The organism is Streptococcus oralis ATCC 49296 (assembly GCF_000185265.1).
In the GTDB taxonomy this organism is placed as follows: Bacteria; Bacillota; Bacilli; order Lactobacillales; family Streptococcaceae; genus Streptococcus; species Streptococcus oralis_BC.
This window is the reverse complement of record NZ_GL622183.1, coordinates 1839082-1855715: the sequence shown is the minus strand read 5'-3', so window position 1 is coordinate 1855715 and position 16634 is coordinate 1839082. Positions and strand designations below refer to the sequence as shown.

Genomic DNA, 16634 nt, shown 5'->3' with positions numbered 1-16634 from the left:
AGGGCATATGAAACTATCCAAACGTGTACTAGAAATGGAAGAAAGCGTCACTCTAGCTAGTGATGCAAGAGCCAAAGCATTAAAAGCTCAGGGAAAAGATGTTCTTTTCTTAACCTTGGGACAGCCTGATTTTCATACTCCTGAAAACATTCAGGATGCAGCGATAGAAGCGATTCGAGATGGACGAGCTTCCTTTTATACAGTTGCTTCAGGCCTACCAGAGTTAAAAGCGGCGGTTAATACCTATTTTGAACGCTATTATGGCTATTCCGTAGCGGCAAACGAGGTTACCTTTGCCACTGGTGCTAAGTTCTCTCTCTACACCTTCTTTATGGCTGTGGTCAATCCAGGTGATGAGGTCATCATTCCTACACCTTACTGGGTCAGCTATGGAGACCAGGTCAAGATGGCAGAAGGTGTGCCAGTCTTTGTCCAGGCCAAGGAAGACAATCACTTTAAAGTAACAGTAGAGCAGCTAGAAGCAGCCCGAACAGATAAGACCAAGGTCTTGGTTCTTAATTCACCATCGAATCCGACCGGTATGATTTACTCTCGTGAGGAACTCTTGGCTATCGGAAATTGGGCTGTTGAACATGATGTTCTTATCCTAGCAGATGACATTTACGGTCGTCTGGTTTATAACGGGAACGAATTTGTTCCAATTTCTAGTCTGTCAGAAGCCATTCGCAAGCAAACCATCGTGATTAATGGTGTATCTAAGGCCTATGCTATGACTGGTTGGCGGGTAGGTTATGCTGTGGGAAATCCTGAGATTATTGCTGCCATGAGCAAACTAACAGGACAAACGACCTCAAATCTGACAGCAGTATCCCAATATGCAACGATTGAGGCGCTGACTGGACCGCAAGACTCTGTTGAAACCATGCGCCAGGCTTTTGAAGAGCGTTTGAATACCATTTATCCTCTCTTGTGCCAAGTGCCAGGATTTGAAGTTGTCAAGCCCCAAGGTGCCTTCTATCTCTTCCCAAATGTTAAAAAAGCGATGGAAATGAAGGGTTATACCGATGTGACAGAGTTTACAACAGCTATTCTCGAAGAAGTCGGACTGGCCTTGATTACAGGAGCTGGATTTGGAGCACCAGAAAATGTTCGTCTCAGCTATGCCACAGACTTGGATACCTTGAAAGAAGCTATTCGTCGCTTGCATCAATTTATGGAGGGATTATAATGATAGATCATTTTGGAATTCAAGTTAGTAATTTGGAAAGTAGTAAAGTTTTTTATCAGAAAACTTTGGCTCCTTTGGGATATAAAATAGCATTTGATATTCCTCAGGCAGTCAGTTTTGCAGAACCTCGAACTGCTCCAGCGGGTGATTTTTGGCTAAGTCAAGGGAAGTCTGATCCGACTCATTTCGCTTTTAATGTAGAGTCGAGGGAGCAGGTGGATGCTTTTTATGAGGCTGGTCTTTTAGCTGGTGGTCAAGATAATGGTCGTCCAGGTATTCGTCCTCAATATCATCAGCCATACTATGCTGCGTTTATTATTGACCCAGATGGAAATAACATAGAGGCAGTTTGCCATAAAGAAGAATAGAAAAGGAAGAATAATGACAAAACGTGTAACGATTATCGATGTAAAAGACTACGTTGGTCAAGAAGTGACCATCGGAGCCTGGGTTGCCAACAAATCAGGAAAAGGGAAAATTGCCTTCTTGCAATTGCGTGATGGAACAGCTTTCTTCCAAGGTGTAGCATTTAAACCAAACTTTATTGAAAAGTTCGGTGAGGAAGTGGGGCTAGAGAAGTTTGATACGATTAAACGCCTAAGCCAAGAAACGTCTGTTTATGTGACAGGGATTGTCAAAGAAGACGAACGTTCTAAGTTTGGCTATGAGTTGGATATTACAGACATCGAAGTGATCGGTGAATCTCAAGACTACCCAATCACACCAAAAGAACACGGGACAGACTTCTTGATGGACAACCGTCACTTGTGGCTCCGCTCTCGTAAGCAAGTAGCTGTGATGCAAATCCGTAATGCAATCGTCTATGCAACTTATGAGTTTTTCGACAAGAACGGCTTCATGAAATTTGATAGCCCAATCCTTTCAGGAAACGCAGCAGAAGACTCAACTGAACTCTTTGAAACAGACTACTTTGGAACACCAGCCTACTTGAGCCAATCAGGTCAGCTTTATCTTGAAGCGGGTGCTATGGCCCTTGGTCGTGTCTTTGACTTTGGTCCAGTATTCCGTGCAGAAAAATCAAAAACACGCCGTCACTTGACTGAGTTCTGGATGATGGATGCGGAGTACTCCTACTTGACACACGATGAGTCACTTGACTTGCAAGAAGCTTATGTTAAAGCCCTTCTTCAAGGTGTTCTTGATCGTGCGCCTCAAGCCTTGGAAACCTTGGAACGTGATACAGATCTCTTGAAACGCTACATTGCAGAGCCGTTCAAACGCATCACTTACGATCAAGCCATTGACCTTTTGCAAGAGCATGAAAATGATGAAGATGCTGACTACGAGCATCTTGAGCATGGCGATGACTTTGGTTCACCACACGAAACATGGATTTCAAACCACTTTGGTGTGCCAACATTTGTCATGAACTACCCAGCAGCTATCAAAGCCTTCTACATGAAACCAGTTCCTGGAAATCCAGAGCGCGTACTTTGTGCAGACTTGCTTGCACCAGAAGGATATGGAGAAATCATCGGTGGTTCTATGCGTGAGGAAGACTACGATGCCCTTGTAGCTAAGATGGAAGAACTTGGCATGGATCGTACAGAATATGAATTTTACCTTGACCTTCGTAAATACGGTACAGTACCACATGGTGGATTTGGTATCGGTATTGAACGTATGGTGACTTTCGCAGCAGGTACAAAACACATCCGTGAAGCTATTCCATTCCCACGTATGTTGCACCGTATCAAACCATAAAATAAATCCAAACGCCCTTAGGGCGTTTTTTCAAAGTAAAAGAAAGAAGAGGTGAGGGACATGTAAATCACAGATTAACAAGTGACAGACACAAAGATATATACACTTGTTAAAGGAGAAATGATGTTTAAACCAAATTATCGGAAGAATATCGGTCTCATGGCTGGGGTAGAATTTTTTGCCTTTTTGGGCATTACTAGCTTTTGGATTCTATTTCTCAGTCAAAATGGGATGTCGCTTTGGCAGATTGGCTTATTGGAAAGTATTTTTCATGCCACCAGTGTCATTTGTGAAATTCCCTCTGGAATGTTAGCTGACCGCTATTCCTATAAAACCAATCTATATTTAAGTCGAATAGCTGGGATTGCGTCGTCTATTCTCATGTTACTAGGGCAAGGTAATTTTTGGATTTATGCACTCGCTATGGTGGTGAGTGCCTTGTCTTATAATTTTGATTCGGGGACGAGTGCAGCTATGGTTTATGATTCGGCCGTGGAGGCTGGATTAAAAGAGCGCTACTTGTCTATCTCAAGTTTTATGTCAGGAGTAGCAGAAGGAACTCGGTCTTTGGGGACCGTTTTAGCGGGATTTTTTGTCCATGGTCAATTGCACTTGACCTACTATATCATGATTGCCACTTCTATAATCGTCCTATTCTTAACTTGGATGCTAAAAGAGCCTAGTGTTAAAGCGCAAAAATCTGAGCGTCTGACCATGAAAAAGATTATGTTGACTGTTAAAGAGGAGCTGCAGAGAAATCCCAGTCTTTTTGGTTGGATGATTCTGTCCCAAATCATCGGGACACTGATGTGCATGTTTTATTTTTACTATCAAAATCAACTGCCGGACTTAGAAGGATGGCAGATTTCGATGGTTATGCTGATGGGCAGTGCTTTGAATATCTGGGCAGTTTATCTAGCAAGTAAGATTGGAAAGAAGTATTCCGCCTTAAAGCTCTTTCCAATTCTTGTACTCTTGACGGGAGTGACCTACTTACTTTCCTACTTTGGTACGCCACTGATTTATATTTTGATTTATTTGATTAGTAACGCCTTATATGCTCTCTTTCAACCGATTTTTGACAACGATTTACAAAATCGACTCCCAAGTGAGGTACGTGCAACCATGCTAAGTGTCTACTCCATGATGTTCAGCCTGAGTATGATTGTTATTTTTCCTCTGACGGGGTGGCTGATTGATGCTCTAGGTTTTGTAGAAGCCTTTATTTACTTAGGATTCTTTTTAGTAATAGTCGGCTTTTCACTATTCTTCATTTTGAAAGAGATGGTCAGAGCTTTAGAACTGAAAGAGAATATTATTTCTAATCAATAGAGTTATTTTTCATTTTTATCTTTTTTATCTTTTTTCTCTTGCTATCTACTAGTATTTCTAGTATAATAGTTAATTGTGAGCAAACCTCACTTACCCCTTGCAAAGACTAGGGGTCATTAGACCAAAAGGAGGAACATATCAATGGCTAAATACGAAATTCTTTATATCATTCGTCCAAACATTGAAGAAGAAGCGAAAAACGCTTTGGTAGCACGTTTTGACTCTATCTTGACTGACAACGGTGCAACTGTTGTTGAATCAAAATCATGGGAAAAACGTCGTCTTGCATACGAAATCCAAGATTTCCGTGAAGGACTTTACCACATCGTTAACGTTGAAGCAAACGACGACGCAGCTCTTAAAGAGTTTGACCGTCTTTCAAAAATCAACGCTGACATTCTTCGTCACATGATCGTCAAACTTGACGCGTAAGAAGGTAAATTATGATTAACAATGTTGTACTTGTAGGGCGTATGACACGTGACGCTGAGTTGCGTTATACCCCATCAAATGTAGCAGTTGCGACTTTTACTCTTGCAGTAAACCGTACATTTAAGAGTCAAAATGGCGAACGTGAGGCTGATTTCATCAATGTCGTTATGTGGCGCCAACAGGCTGAAAATCTTGCTAACTGGGCTAAAAAAGGCTCTCTTATCGGGATCACAGGCCGTATCCAGACTCGTAGTTACGATAACCAGCAAGGACAACGTGTCTACGTAACAGAAGTCGTGGCTGAGAATTTCCAAATGTTGGAAAGCCGCGGAGTGCGCGAAGGACATTCAGGTGGAGCTTATTCTGCACCAACTGCTGGTCAATCAGCACCTGCAAATCCAGTACCAGACTTTTCACGTTCTGAAAATCCATTCGGAGCAACCAATCCATTGGACATTTCAGATGATGATTTACCATTCTAATGGACAATTAATACTATAAAGGAGAAAAAACATGGCTCAACAACGTCGTGGCGGATTCAAACGCCGTAAAAAAGTTGATTACATCGCAGCAAACAAAATTGAATATGTTGATTACAAAGATACTGAGCTTCTTAGCCGTTTCGTTTCAGAACGTGGGAAAATCCTTCCACGTCGTGTAACAGGAACTTCAGCTAAAAACCAACGTAAAGTAACAACAGCTATCAAACGCGCTCGCGTAATGGCTTTGATGCCTTTCGTAAACGAAGATTAAAAAAGAGGTCCGGGGGACCTCTTTTTCAGACCCTTACGGGTCTTTTTTCACGAGCCTTGAAATGAGAGAGCGAGTTGAGGTCCGGGGGACCTCTTTTTCAGATTTTTATAGGACTTTGTTAGAAAGGATTCCCTGTTGACCTAGTAAGATTCTTTTGTCTTACTAGGTTTTTTCTTTTAATCTTTATTATCGTGCTATAATGGTAGGAGAAAGCTATAAAGGAGCAGCTTATGAAGACGACATGTTCAATTAGAAAAATGCAAGAATCTGACATAAAAGAACTATCTCGAGGATTTATCAGCCAAGGTTGGCCGGGTAGAGAAGAAATTTTGGCTAGATATTTTCTTGAACAAGAATGTGGGGAGAGAGAAGTCTTAGTTGCAGAGGTTGAGGGTGCTTTAGCGGGTTATATCACAATTTTGCCCTGCGCTAAGCAGGGGCCTTTTGCAGAAATCTATCCAGAACTCTCAGATTTCAATGTCTTTGAACCTTTTCAAAATCAAGGTATTGGAAATCTCTTGCTGGAAGAAGCAGAAAAACGAGTTAGGCTCATATCGGATAAGGTGACCCTTGGTGTTGGGCTCCATTCAGGGTATGGACCTGCCCAGAGATTGTACATCAAACGAGGCTATATTCCAGATGGGACGGGTGTTTGGTATCAGAACCATCAACCGGCCATGAATGCGGTTTGTGAAGATATCGGAGAATTGGTCTTGTATCTGTCGAAAAATTTGTTTTAAGACAGATTTTATAAGGTTTAAATTTTAAATATAGTAAACAATCACAGTCCCTTTTTCATTCGAAAAAGGGATTTTTTTGTTTGAAATTGTTTGATTTATTCCTCAAAGTGGTAAAATATAATTGTTTGAATTATCAAGATAAAAATAAATATCGAAAAAAACATATAAGGTTTAGTTTTTTAAAATACGGATTCTTTTGAAAAGTCTTAAATTTTCCTAAAATAAGGCTTCTTAAAGGTTGTAAATAAAATTGTTACAAAAAGGTTACAAATTGTTAAAATTAAATTAAATGCAATAATATAATTTGGAAAAAATTTGACATATAAATTAATTGACGGTAAAATAATTAAGATAATCAAATTAATTGATTTGCGCAATAATTCGATATAAAGATTAATCTGATGTGTCAAATTTTATTATAGTAGAAGGATAGCGTAATGAAGAAACTGAAAGTGATGGTTGTTTTTGGAACACGACCAGAAGCTATTAAAATGGCCCCTTTAGTGTTAGAATTGCAAAAACATAGTGACAGCATTGAGACGATTACAGTTGTGACAGCTCAGCACCGTCAAATGCTTGATCAAGTTCTTGAAACTTTTAGCATCGAGCCACATTATGATCTGGATATTATGGGGAAAAATCAATCCCTCTTAGACATTACTGGAAAAATTTTAGAAAAGTTTGATCCAGTTGTTAAGCAAGAACTTCCAGATATAATTCTTGTTCATGGAGATACAACAACAACTTTTGCAGCAAGTTTAGTTGCTTTCTATAATCAGGTACGTATCGGCCACGTTGAAGCTGGGCTAAGGACCTTTGATAAGTATTCTCCTTTCCCAGAAGAAATGAATCGTCAGATGACTGATAACCTAGCGGATCTTTATTTTGCTCCAACTAGTGAGAGTAAAGAAAATCTCCTCAAGGAAAATCACCCTGAGTCTGCTATTGTCATTACGGGAAATACAGCCATTGATGCCTTGAAACTGACCGTTCAATCGGATTACTATCATGAAGTTCTAGATCAATTGGATCCAGAAAAGAAACTTGTATTGGTAACCATGCACCGTCGTGAGAATCAAGGTCAACCAATGAGAAATGTCTTTACAGCTTTACGTGAGATGGTCGATCTTCATCAGGAAATTGAGGTTGTTTATCCTGTTCACCTTAGCCCTGCCGTGCAAGAAGCAGCAAACGATATCTTAGCTGGTCACGATCGTATTCACTTGATTGAGCCTTTAGATGTACTTGATTTTCATAATTTGGCTTCAAGAAGCTATTTTATCATGACTGACTCTGGAGGTGTTCAAGAAGAGGCGCCTTCTCTCGGCAAACCTGTCCTTGTCCTTCGTGACACGACGGAACGTCCAGAAGGAGTAAGAGCAGGTACGTTGAAGCTAGTTGGTACGGATCCAGTACGTGTGAAAGAAGCAATGGCAGCACTCTTAACAGATGAAACTCTTTATAGACAAATGTCTCAGGCACCAAATCCTTATGGAGATGGAAGAGCCTCTGAACGAATCGTACAATCCATTCAACAGTACTTTGGGGCAGTGACTTCTGTATCTGAATTCAAAGGGGGGAAATAATATAAAATGAAAAATTGGAGTCAATTTAAAAACTGGCTTATGGCTTTGCTTGCTTGTGAGGTCATTCTTTTGGTGCTTTGTTTTTTGTATGCTCGAGCAATCATTTTAGAACAAATCTTGTTTTTTGCTTTAGCCTTGTTTGCCGTGTTGGTATTATCTGACCTTTTGCTTACTTGGACTCTTATCTTAGCATTTGGTTTTGGACTTATCGTTTTGGTTGCGGGTGTGGTTTATATCCCAATCATTCAACTGATCTTCTTATTAATCAGTTTTCCTCTTTTGATTGGGATTCTACTTAAGGTTCGTTATTATTTCTTCAAGGTGGCCTCAAAGGTCCAAGAACAGGAAGACGCAGCTCGAGCAGATTACCAAGCTATGGTCACTGAACAAAGTGATGTTACGGTTCAATCTCTATTGATTCATTGGGCACATGAAGATTTGTTCTTCCAGATTAAACCCAAAGAACATAACCAGATGCTCAGTCGTATTCAAGAGGAAATTGCTCAGGAATTGAGTTACAATGATAAGCTCTATTACGTTTCGGATGGTAATTTTCTCGTTCTATCGAGTACTAACCAACATTCTTTGAAGGAACTTTACTTTAATGGTTTGCAGGAGAAACTGAGCAGTTTAGTTTTTCATGGAGAAGATGGTAATCAAGGAATTCAGTTCCAAACAGGCTATTTGGTGATTAATTCTGATAATAAAGATAAATACCAAGACTACGCAGATGTTGCCAGTCATCTCAAACGTCAACTAGAGACAGATGTAATTGTAGAATATTAGGAGGGAAACATGACTTTAACCGAACTATTTTTTGGTATTGCTTTGGGACTCAGTCTCGCCTTTGGCATTTGTTTTATCATACTATTTATTGCATACAATATTCTTTACCATCGAGTGAACAAAAATTTTAAGGCGGTGAATCATGATTAGTCAAATGTTAATGATTTTTACCTTGCTTACAATTTGGATTTCTCTAGCTTGGGGCTTGGTAATTCTCTTTTCGGCAGTACACTTTTGGTTTAAACACAGTGATTTTCGTGTAGACACTTCGCCGCTACCTTATTATCCGAAGGTCACCATTGTTGTTCCTGCACATAATGAGGATGTGGTTATTGCCCAAACGGCAAAAGCTATCTTGGATATGAATTATCCTCACGACCGTGTGGAGTTGCTCTTGTTTGCGGATAACTGTTCGGATAACACCTATGCAGAATGTTTGTCTGTACAAGCCATGCCTGAATATGCAGGAAGAAATCTGACTATTATCGACCGTACTGGTACGGGAGGAAAAGCGGGCGTTCTAAATGATGCTTTGGAGATGGCAACAGGTGAATACATCTGTGTTTATGATGCAGATGCCATGCCTGAAAAAAATGCTCTTTATTTCCTTGTGAAGGAAGTGATGAAGGATCCAGAACGTCATGTGGCATCTTTTGGTCGCAACAAGACTCGAAATGCCAATCAAAATTTCTTGACTCGTTGTATCAACCAAGAGATCGTTGTTACTCAGCGCGTGCACCACGTTGGGATGTGGCATCTCTTTAAAATTGGGCGTATCCCAGGAACCAACTTTATCATTCAAACCGACTTTGTAAAGAGTATTGGAGGTTGGAAAAATGGTGCCTTAACCGAGGATACCGATATTTCCTTCAAAATTATGCAGAGTGGTAAATTGATTGCCCTTGCCTATAATTCAGAGGCTTTCCAACAAGAACCTGAGACCTTAAAGAGTTACTATATGCAACGGAAACGTTGGGCGAAAGGAAATTATGAAGTTGTTCTCTCGAACTTTAAGCATTTATTTGGCAGAGCAAACTGGCGCGTTAAACTAGAAGTCTTTAACTATTCTTGTGTTTTCTTTTGGTTTAACTTTGCCATTGTCCTATCGGATTTGATTTTCCTAGCGAATGTGCTAGCGATCTGCCTTAATCTTTTCTTCCCAGATGTCAGGGTTCCATTTGCTTTTGATGCGGACAATATCTACATCGCCCAGCTCATGCTCTTTAACTGGATTCTCATGATTGGTCTCTATTTGATGCAAATTATGACAGCATTGGCAAGTCAATTTGGACAAGCTACTACAAAGCAAATCTGGTTGGCTTTGGCTGCCTATTTCACTTATGCACAGATGTTTATCGTTGTTTCCATTGATTCCATTTCTTCAATCGTTCTAGACAAGGTACTCCGAAGAAAAGAAACCAAGTGGGTTAAAACCAAGCGATTTGCAGGATAGGAGGTTCTATGAAAACGAATAAATTAAAATATGTCTGGTTTGTGCTCATCCTTTCTATCTTTTGTTTAGCCTTGTTTTTAGCAAGAGGAAGGACTAAAATCGAAATGCGTAATCGAATTTACAGCCAATGGAGCCAACAGTTCCTTGTTACAAAAGGCGATCAGTCTTATGTTCGTACGACGAATGATTCTGAGGAAACGACGGTTCTATCAGAGGCCCAAAGTTACGGCATGCTCATAACGGTTTTAGCAGCCCAAAAAGGGCAAGCAAGTCAAGCAGATTTTGATAACCTTTATCGCTATTACCAAAATCATCGTATCGAGGGAACGCAGTTGATGTCTTGGAAGCAAGTAATCTCAAATGGTAGTGAATCGGTTGAGAAGCAAAACGCAACCGATGGTGATCTCTATATCGCTTATTCTTTGATTGAAGCTGCCAAGCAGTGGCCAGATAAGGCGCAGGAATACCAAGAGCAAGCTAAAAAAATCTTGGATGATATTCTTAAATACAACTACAATGAAGAGACAGGTGTCCTAACGGTAGGGAACTGGGCAAACAAGGATTCCGATTATTATTACTTGATGCGGACGTCTGATACTCTTCCTCACTATTTCCAATCTTTCTATGACCTGACTGGAAATAAACAGTGGTTAGATGTTAAGGATAAGATGCTTGGCCAACTAGAGCAAATCAGTTCTCATTCTGATACGGGTCTCTTGCCAGACTTTATCTGGGCTGAGAAGTCAGGGGCACATCTTGTTGATGCCAATACTATCGAATCTCAATACGATGGAGCGTATTCTTATAACGCTTGTCGTTTGCCTTATCACTTGTCACAGAGCCAGGATGAAAGAAGCCAAAAACTCGTTCAAAAGATGATGGATTTCTTTATGAAAGAGCAACGCATTTATGCTGGTTATGACTTGAACGGAACGGCCCTCAATCAATACCAGGCAGGTAGTTTCTTGGCACCGATTACCTACGCGTCTGACAAGGGAGAAGGCTATCTGAAACTTCTTCAGCAAAATAAATACATTTTCACACAAGATTTACCTTTGGACAACTACTATGATGCAACGATGATTACCATGATTGCTCTAGAGATGTTCTAGAATGAAAAGGGAGGGCTAGTTTTTCTGGCCCTCTTTTTGATAGGATTTTCATCTTTTTCCAAAAAAGGAATTTCATCAGCTTTATGGTATAATGGAAAGAGTGATGGAAAAGAGGTAGAGAGATGGATGCGAAATTAAAATACAAGGCAAAGAAGATTAAAATCGTCTTTTTTGATATTGATGATACCTTGCGTACGTCAAAGACAGGTTTTATTCCAGCTACAATTCCCACTGTCTTTAAACAGTTACGTGAAAAAGGAATTTTAACAGGAATTGCCTCTGGTCGTGGTATTTTCGGTGTAGTTCCAGAGATTCGTGAGCTCAAGCCGGACTTTTTTGTAACCCTAAATGGGGCTTATATAGAAGACAAAAAAGGGAAGGTGGTTTATCAACATCAGATTGACAAGTCAGATGTTGAGGAGTACATTTCTTGGACAAAGGAAGAGAGAATTGAGTACGGCTTGGTTGGTAGTCATGACGCCAAACTTTCTACTCGAACAGAACTGATCAGTGAGGCGATTGACCCGATTTATCCAAACTTAGATGTGGATCCTAACTTCCATGAAAAAGCAGATATTTACCAGATGTGGACCTTTGAGGATAAAGGGGATGATTTGCACCTACCAGATAGTCTCTCAGGTAAACTTCGCATGGTGCGTTGGCATGAACATTCATCAGATATCGTGCCGATTTCAGGTTCAAAAGCCACAGGCGTAGCCAAGGTGGTAGAACATCTAGGCTTGAAACCAGAGAATGTCATGGTCTTTGGAGATGGGCTCAATGACTTGGAACTCTTTGATTATGCTGGAATCAGTATTGCCATGGGAGTTTCCCATGAAAAAATCAAAGAAAAAGCAGATTATATTACAAAAACAGTAGAAGAAGATGGCATTTTTGATGCCTTAGAAGGATTTGGTATGGTAGAAAAAGAATTGCATTTCCCACAAGTAGAAATTGAAACAGTAGAAGGTCCTCTTGCGACCATTAAGACAAATCACGGAGACTTGCGTATCAAGCTTTTCCCTGAACATGCTCCTAAAACAGTGGCTAACTTTGTTGCTCTGTCAAAAGACGGTTACTATGATGGTGTGATTTTCCACCGAATTATCAAGGACTTTATGATCCAAGGTGGAGACCCAACTGGTACTGGTATGGGTGGTGAGTCAATCTACGGCGACTCTTTTGAAGATGAATTTTCAGAAGAACTCTACAATATCCGTGGTGCCCTTTCTATGGCCAATGCGGGTCCAAATACCAATGGTAGCCAGTTCTTTATCGTGCAAAACCAACATTTGCCATACTCTAAGAAAGAGATTGCGCGTGGTGGCTGGCCTGAACCTATCGCTGAGATTTATGCAGAACAAGGTGGGACTCCTCACCTTGACCGCCGCCATACTGTTTTCGGGCAGTTGGTAGACGCAGAATCTTTCGCAGTCTTGGATGCCATTGCAGCTGTTGAGACTGGTGCAATGGACAAGCCAGTTGAAGATGTAGTAATTGAAACGATTGAAATTGAGGACTAGAATGAAAATTGGTGATAAGCTAAACGGGCGTATTACAGGAATTCAGCCCTATGGTGCCTTTGTCGAGTTAGAGACAGGGGTGACAGGGCTGATTCACATCTCGGAGATTCGGACGGGATTCATTGAAAATATCTATGACATTTTAAAAATTGGCGATGAAGTTCAAGTTCAGGTGGTGGATTTTGACGAATACACTGGGAAGGCCAGTCTTTCTATCCGTACCTTGGAAGAGGAAAAACATCAATTGCCAAGACGGAGACGTTTTTCAAATGATCGGATCAAGCACGGTTTTGCACCACTTGGACGAATGATGCCTGTTTGGACGCGTGAGGCATTAGAGCATTTAAAGAAGAAGCCATAAATACGATTATCTAAATCATTTGTAATATTAACATAATTTATTATAATGAAAATATGAAAGAAGAACAATTATTAAAATCAGGAGAGCGAATCAATCAGCTCTTTTCGACAGATATCAAGATCATTCAAAATAGAGAGGTGTTTAGCTATTCGGTGGATAGTGTTCTTTTATCACGCTTTCCTCGCTTCCCTAAACGGGGTTTAATTGTGGACTTTTGTGCTGGAAATGGTGCAGTGGGACTTTTTGCTAGTTCACGTACTCAGGCGCGGATAATATCTGTAGAGATTCAGGAGCGCTTGGCGGATATGGCAGAGCGTTCGGTTCAGTTGAATGGCTTGGAAGAGCAGATGCAGGTCATCTGTGATGATTTGAAAAATATGCCTGCCCACATTCAGGGAAGTAAGGTGGATATGATTTTGTGTAATCCGCCTTATTTTAAGGTGGATCCGCATTCTAATCTGAACGAGAGTGAGCACTACCTTCTGGCCAGACACGAAATTACGACTAACCTAGAAGAAATTTGCCGAAGTGCTCAGAGTATTCTCAAGTCTAATGGCCGTTTGGCCATGGTCCATCGTCCAGATCGGCTCTTGGATATCCTAGATATGCTCAAACGCCATAATTTGGCACCCAAGCGCCTGCAATTTGTCTATCCGAAACGTGAGAAGGAGGCCAATATGCTCTTAATCGAAGCCATCAAGGATGGATCGACCAGTGGCTTCAAGGTTTTGCCACCGCTCATTGTTCACAATGACGATGGTTCCTACACGCCAGAAATTCAAGAGATTTACTATGGATCATAAGGCCTATATGTATGTGGTGGAGTGTCGCGACGGTTCTTACTATACGGGTTATACAACGGATGTGAAGAGACGCCTTGCCGTTCATAATAGTGGTAAGGGAGCCAAGTATACCCGAGCTCGCTTGCCAGTTAAACTCATCTATGTAGAGGGTTTTGCCAGTAAGGAAGAAGCCATGTCTGCCGAAGCTCTTCTCAAACGTAAGAAAAGACCACAGAAAGAACGATTTTTATCCGAAAATCAAGAAAAAAATCTAGTTAACGATATTGATGTCTAATGAGGAGTCCTTTGGCTCCTCTTACTTTTGTCAAAAGAGGAAAAAAGTGCTACAATAAGATGAATAAATTTAAAGAGGTATTATCATGTCTAAGATTCTAGTATTTGGTCACCAAAATCCAGACTCAGATGCCATCGGGTCATCTGTAGCCTTTGCTTACCTTGCAAAAGAGGCTTATGGATTGGACACAGAAGCAGTAGCACTTGGAACTCCTAATGAAGAAACAGCCTTCGTTTTGAACTATTTTGGTGTAGAAGCACCACGCGTCATCACATCTGCTAAAGCAGAAGGTGCAGAGCAAGTCATCTTGACTGACCACAATGAATTCCAACAGTCAGTGTCAGATATCGCTGAAGTAGAAGTTTACGGAGTTGTGGATCACCACCGTGTGGCTAATTTTGAAACTGCAAGCCCACTTTACATGCGCTTGGAACCAGTTGGATCGGCTTCTTCTATCGTTTACCGCATGTTCAAAGAACATGGTATAGCAGTTCCTAAAGAAATCGCAGGTTTGATGCTTTCAGGTTTGATTTCAGATACTCTTCTTTTGAAATCACCAACAACTCACCCATCTGACAAAGTCATTGCTCCTGAATTGGCTGAATTGGCTGGTGTCAACTTGGAAGAGTACGGTCTTGCTATGCTCAAGGCTGGTACTAACTTGGCAAGCAAATCTGCTGAAGAATTGATTGACATCGATGCTAAGACCTTTGAACTCAATGGAAATAAGGTTCGTGTTGCCCAAGTCAATACAGTTGATATTGCTGAAGTCTTGGAACGTCAAGCTGAAATCGAAGCAGCAATGCAAGCGACTAATGCAGCAAACGGCTATTCTGACTTTGTTTTGATGATTACAGATATCGTCAACTCAAACTCTGAAATTTTGGCTCTTGGATCAAACATGGACAAGGTAGAAGCAGCTTTCAACTTCAAACTTGAAAACAATCACGCTTTCCTTCCAGGTGCTGTTTCACGTAAGAAACAAGTGGTGCCTCAGTTGACTGAAAGCTTTAATGCTTAATATTTTGGGTGTTATTTCAAAATAGAAAACGATGTTTTCTATATAACTAAAGGGGTTTCGGCTCCTTTTTTTCTAGGAGAGAAAGATGTTAGAAAATGGTGATTTGATTTTTGTGAAGGACCTTTCAGATATGGGGCAGGCTATCCAGGCTTCTACGGGGAACTATAGTCATGTAGCCATCTTTTTGGACGGTTTCATCTACCATGCTAGTGGGCAAGCAGGGGTCATTTGTCAAGAACCTGCTGAATTTTTTGAACCGACTCATCTCTACGATCTTTATGTCTATCCAGAGCTGGAAGTTGACTTGGTAAAGGAGAAGGCTTGCCAGCATCTAGGTGCTCCTTATAATAGCTCGTTTTATCCAGATGGGAATGGCTTTTACTGCTCCCAGTACATCGCTGAAATCCTACCGATTTTTAAAACTATTCCCATGAAATTTGGGGATGGGGAGCAGGAGATTAGTGATTTTTGGAGGGACTATTACAGGAAACTCGAACTTCCTGTACCTTTGAATCAGCCAGGGACCAATCCTAGTCAATTAGCAGCATCCCCTCTTTTAGAATGTAAAGAAAGGAATCTTCATGATTCAGATTTTTAATCCCTCCCGTTTGACTCGACAGCCATTTTTTATAGATTTGGTGGACTATCTGGACCAGCATGACGATGTGATTCTCCGAGAAATCAAGGCTCAGTTTCCAGATGTGGCAGTTGATAAACTGATGGAAGAGTTTATCAAGGCAGGCTTGATCCTAAGGGAAAACAAACGCTATTTTCTCAATCTCCCTTTTCTAGAATCAATAGACAGTCTGGTCCTTGACCAAGAGATTTTTGTCAGAGAGGATAGTCCAGTCTATCAAGCTTTGCTGAAAAAGACTTTTGAGACAGAATTGCGCAATCAAACCAATGCTGCCATTTTAGTCGAACGTACGGACTTTGCAAGAGAAAAGATGACCCTGTCTAATTATTTCTACAAGGTCAAGAATCAATATCCTTTGACAGAAAAACAGCAGGAACTCTATTCCATTTTAGGAGATGTCAATCCTGAGTATGCTCTCAAGTATATGACGACCTTTTTACTGAAGTTTCTCAAAAAAGACCTGCTGATGCAGAAACGGCGTGATATCTTTGTGGACAGTTTAGTCGTTCTAGGCTATATTGTTCAAAATGAAGCGGGAAAGTATGAGTTGGCTGTTGATTTCGACAAGGAACGGTTGACTTTCTATTTACTTTAATTGCTTCATTTTGAGCAGATTGTTTGACTTTGCTAAAGAATAAGCATAAACTAAATGTAAGCGATAACCATTATCGTATTAAAAGCAAAGGAGACAGAGCTATGTCACTTGAAAATAAATTGGAACAAGCAACTGGTGCTATCAAAGAAGGATTTGGGAAAGTTACTGGTGATAGCAAAACTGAAGCAGAAGGTGCTGTAGAAAAAACAGTTGCCAAAGCAAAAGAAGTAGTTGAAGATGCTAAAGGTGCTGTAGAAGGTGCCGTTGAAGGTCTCAAAAATTCATTTAAGAAAGAAGACTAAAAAAATCAAG

Annotated in this window: 21 protein-coding genes; all 21 read left to right on the top strand. The window is 40.6% G+C overall.

The window, feature by feature from the left end:
• The first annotated feature begins 7 nt into the window (after window positions 1-7).
• The 21 genes from HMPREF8578_RS11135 (at window position 8) to HMPREF8578_RS0102280 (ending at window position 16624) form a co-directional block, all read left to right on the top strand.
• Window positions 8-1189 carry a pyridoxal phosphate-dependent aminotransferase gene (locus HMPREF8578_RS11135; protein ID WP_000777440.1) on the top strand — a complete coding sequence of 394 codons (1182 nt, stop codon included), beginning with the start codon at window positions 8-10 and terminating at the stop codon, window positions 1187-1189.
• A complete protein-coding gene (locus HMPREF8578_RS11130) occupies window positions 1189-1557 on the top strand; it encodes a VOC family protein (protein WP_000565236.1) in 369 nt (122 codons plus the stop codon). Before HMPREF8578_RS11135 ends, HMPREF8578_RS11130 begins: the two co-directional genes overlap by 1 nt.
• Window positions 1558-1570: 13 nt before the next feature.
• A complete protein-coding gene (gene asnS, locus HMPREF8578_RS11125) occupies window positions 1571-2914 on the top strand; it encodes an asparagine--tRNA ligase (RefSeq protein WP_000167132.1) in 1344 nt (447 codons plus the stop codon).
• A 123-nt stretch (window positions 2915-3037) separates the two neighbouring features.
• Complete coding sequence (locus HMPREF8578_RS11120) at window positions 3038-4246, top strand: MFS transporter (RefSeq protein WP_000476122.1); 1209 nt, start codon at window positions 3038-3040, stop codon at window positions 4244-4246.
• Window positions 4247-4387: 141 nt separating this feature from the next.
• The gene (rpsF, locus tag HMPREF8578_RS11115; RefSeq protein WP_001151782.1) at window positions 4388-4678 is read left to right on the top strand and encodes a 30S ribosomal protein S6; all 291 of its coding nucleotides are present in this window, start codon (window positions 4388-4390) and stop codon (window positions 4676-4678) included.
• Between the two features lie 11 nt (window positions 4679-4689).
• Complete coding sequence (ssbA, locus tag HMPREF8578_RS11110) at window positions 4690-5160, top strand: single-stranded DNA-binding protein SsbA (protein ID WP_000609595.1); 471 nt, start codon at window positions 4690-4692, stop codon at window positions 5158-5160.
• Between the two features lie 31 nt (window positions 5161-5191).
• Window positions 5192-5431, top strand: coding sequence for a 30S ribosomal protein S18 (gene rpsR, locus HMPREF8578_RS11105; protein ID WP_000068664.1), 240 nt, complete (start codon window positions 5192-5194; stop codon window positions 5429-5431).
• A gap of 230 nt (window positions 5432-5661) precedes the next feature.
• Window positions 5662-6171 carry a GNAT family N-acetyltransferase gene (locus tag HMPREF8578_RS11100; protein ID WP_000858588.1) on the top strand — a complete coding sequence of 170 codons (510 nt, stop codon included), beginning with the start codon at window positions 5662-5664 and terminating at the stop codon, window positions 6169-6171.
• A 437-nt stretch (window positions 6172-6608) separates the two neighbouring features.
• The gene (gene wecB, locus HMPREF8578_RS11095) at window positions 6609-7757 is read left to right on the top strand and encodes a non-hydrolyzing UDP-N-acetylglucosamine 2-epimerase (protein ID WP_000734437.1); all 1149 of its coding nucleotides are present in this window, start codon (window positions 6609-6611) and stop codon (window positions 7755-7757) included.
• Window positions 7758-7763: 6 nt separating this feature from the next.
• Window positions 7764-8543 carry a hypothetical protein gene (locus HMPREF8578_RS11090; RefSeq protein WP_000800616.1) on the top strand — a complete coding sequence of 260 codons (780 nt, stop codon included), beginning with the start codon at window positions 7764-7766 and terminating at the stop codon, window positions 8541-8543.
• A gap of 9 nt (window positions 8544-8552) precedes the next feature.
• Window positions 8553-8693, top strand: a complete 141-nt coding sequence (locus HMPREF8578_RS12620; RefSeq protein ID WP_000176307.1) for a hypothetical protein — start codon at window positions 8553-8555, stop codon at window positions 8691-8693.
• Complete coding sequence (locus HMPREF8578_RS11085) at window positions 8686-9996, top strand: glycosyltransferase family 2 protein (protein ID WP_000625493.1); 1311 nt, start codon at window positions 8686-8688, stop codon at window positions 9994-9996. The genes HMPREF8578_RS12620 and HMPREF8578_RS11085 overlap by 8 nt, the downstream gene beginning before the upstream one ends.
• An 8-nt stretch (window positions 9997-10004) precedes the next feature.
• The gene (locus HMPREF8578_RS11080; protein WP_000856177.1) at window positions 10005-11108 is read left to right on the top strand and encodes a glycosyl hydrolase family 8; all 1104 of its coding nucleotides are present in this window, start codon (window positions 10005-10007) and stop codon (window positions 11106-11108) included.
• A gap of 122 nt (window positions 11109-11230) precedes the next feature.
• Window positions 11231-12631, top strand: a complete 1401-nt coding sequence (locus HMPREF8578_RS11075) for a bifunctional Cof-type HAD-IIB family hydrolase/peptidylprolyl isomerase (protein ID WP_000338987.1) — start codon at window positions 11231-11233, stop codon at window positions 12629-12631.
• A 1-nt stretch (window position 12632) separates the two neighbouring features.
• On the top strand, window positions 12633-12992 hold the full coding sequence (locus HMPREF8578_RS11070) for a S1 RNA-binding domain-containing protein (RefSeq protein WP_000689615.1): 360 nt from the start codon (window positions 12633-12635) through the stop codon (window positions 12990-12992).
• 53 nt (window positions 12993-13045) lie between these two features.
• Entirely contained in the window at window positions 13046-13795 is a 750-nt protein-coding gene (locus HMPREF8578_RS11065; RefSeq protein WP_000657024.1) for a tRNA1(Val) (adenine(37)-N6)-methyltransferase, read from the top strand.
• Window positions 13785-14069: a GIY-YIG nuclease family protein gene (locus HMPREF8578_RS11060; protein ID WP_000349629.1), complete on the top strand. Its 285-nt coding sequence runs from the start codon at window positions 13785-13787 to the stop codon at window positions 14067-14069. Before HMPREF8578_RS11065 ends, HMPREF8578_RS11060 begins: the two co-directional genes overlap by 11 nt.
• Before the next feature lie 85 nt (window positions 14070-14154).
• Window positions 14155-15090 (top strand): manganese-dependent inorganic pyrophosphatase, encoded by a 936-nt coding sequence (locus HMPREF8578_RS11055; protein ID WP_000036031.1) that lies wholly within the window; start codon window positions 14155-14157, stop codon window positions 15088-15090.
• Window positions 15091-15175: 85 nt separating this feature from the next.
• Window positions 15176-15688, top strand: a complete 513-nt coding sequence (locus HMPREF8578_RS11050) for a YiiX/YebB-like N1pC/P60 family cysteine hydrolase (RefSeq protein ID WP_000892225.1) — start codon at window positions 15176-15178, stop codon at window positions 15686-15688.
• Entirely contained in the window at window positions 15672-16322 is a 651-nt protein-coding gene (locus HMPREF8578_RS11045; protein ID WP_000614476.1) for a DUF1803 domain-containing protein, read from the top strand. Before HMPREF8578_RS11050 ends, HMPREF8578_RS11045 begins: the two co-directional genes overlap by 17 nt.
• A 101-nt stretch (window positions 16323-16423) precedes the next feature.
• Window positions 16424-16624, top strand: a complete 201-nt coding sequence (locus HMPREF8578_RS0102280; RefSeq protein ID WP_000051185.1) for a CsbD family protein — start codon at window positions 16424-16426, stop codon at window positions 16622-16624.
• Window positions 16625-16634: the final 10 nt, after the last annotated feature.

Bases quoted from the DNA above. Each gene is read 5' to 3' on its own strand.
- rpsF (WP_001151782.1), top strand. From the start codon at position 4,388: ATGGCTAAATACGAAATTCTTTATATCATTCGTCCAAACATTGAAGAA.
- HMPREF8578_RS11085 (WP_000625493.1), top strand. From the start codon at position 8,686: ATGATTAGTCAAATGTTAATGATTTTTACCTTGCTTACAATTTGGATT.
- HMPREF8578_RS11060 (WP_000349629.1), top strand. From the start codon at position 13,785: ATGGATCATAAGGCCTATATGTATGTGGTGGAGTGTCGCGACGGTTCT.
- HMPREF8578_RS11100 (WP_000858588.1), top strand. From the start codon at position 5,662: ATGAAGACGACATGTTCAATTAGAAAAATGCAAGAATCTGACATAAAA.
- HMPREF8578_RS11130 (WP_000565236.1), top strand. From the start codon at position 1,189: ATGATAGATCATTTTGGAATTCAAGTTAGTAATTTGGAAAGTAGTAAA.
- HMPREF8578_RS11065 (WP_000657024.1), top strand. From the start codon at position 13,046: ATGAAAGAAGAACAATTATTAAAATCAGGAGAGCGAATCAATCAGCTC.
- ssbA (WP_000609595.1), top strand. From the start codon at position 4,690: ATGATTAACAATGTTGTACTTGTAGGGCGTATGACACGTGACGCTGAG.
- HMPREF8578_RS11075 (WP_000338987.1), top strand. From the start codon at position 11,231: ATGGATGCGAAATTAAAATACAAGGCAAAGAAGATTAAAATCGTCTTT.
- HMPREF8578_RS0102280 (WP_000051185.1), top strand. From the start codon at position 16,424: ATGTCACTTGAAAATAAATTGGAACAAGCAACTGGTGCTATCAAAGAA.
- HMPREF8578_RS11050 (WP_000892225.1), top strand. From the start codon at position 15,176: ATGTTAGAAAATGGTGATTTGATTTTTGTGAAGGACCTTTCAGATATG.
- HMPREF8578_RS12620 (WP_000176307.1), top strand. From the start codon at position 8,553: ATGACTTTAACCGAACTATTTTTTGGTATTGCTTTGGGACTCAGTCTC.
- rpsR (WP_000068664.1), top strand. From the start codon at position 5,192: ATGGCTCAACAACGTCGTGGCGGATTCAAACGCCGTAAAAAAGTTGAT.
- HMPREF8578_RS11120 (WP_000476122.1), top strand. From the start codon at position 3,038: ATGTTTAAACCAAATTATCGGAAGAATATCGGTCTCATGGCTGGGGTA.
- HMPREF8578_RS11080 (WP_000856177.1), top strand. From the start codon at position 10,005: ATGAAAACGAATAAATTAAAATATGTCTGGTTTGTGCTCATCCTTTCT.
- HMPREF8578_RS11070 (WP_000689615.1), top strand. From the start codon at position 12,633: ATGAAAATTGGTGATAAGCTAAACGGGCGTATTACAGGAATTCAGCCC.
- HMPREF8578_RS11135 (WP_000777440.1), top strand. From the start codon at position 8: ATGAAACTATCCAAACGTGTACTAGAAATGGAAGAAAGCGTCACTCTA.
- wecB (WP_000734437.1), top strand. From the start codon at position 6,609: ATGAAGAAACTGAAAGTGATGGTTGTTTTTGGAACACGACCAGAAGCT.
- HMPREF8578_RS11055 (WP_000036031.1), top strand. From the start codon at position 14,155: ATGTCTAAGATTCTAGTATTTGGTCACCAAAATCCAGACTCAGATGCC.
- asnS (WP_000167132.1), top strand. From the start codon at position 1,571: ATGACAAAACGTGTAACGATTATCGATGTAAAAGACTACGTTGGTCAA.
- HMPREF8578_RS11090 (WP_000800616.1), top strand. From the start codon at position 7,764: ATGAAAAATTGGAGTCAATTTAAAAACTGGCTTATGGCTTTGCTTGCT.
- HMPREF8578_RS11045 (WP_000614476.1), top strand. From the start codon at position 15,672: ATGATTCAGATTTTTAATCCCTCCCGTTTGACTCGACAGCCATTTTTT.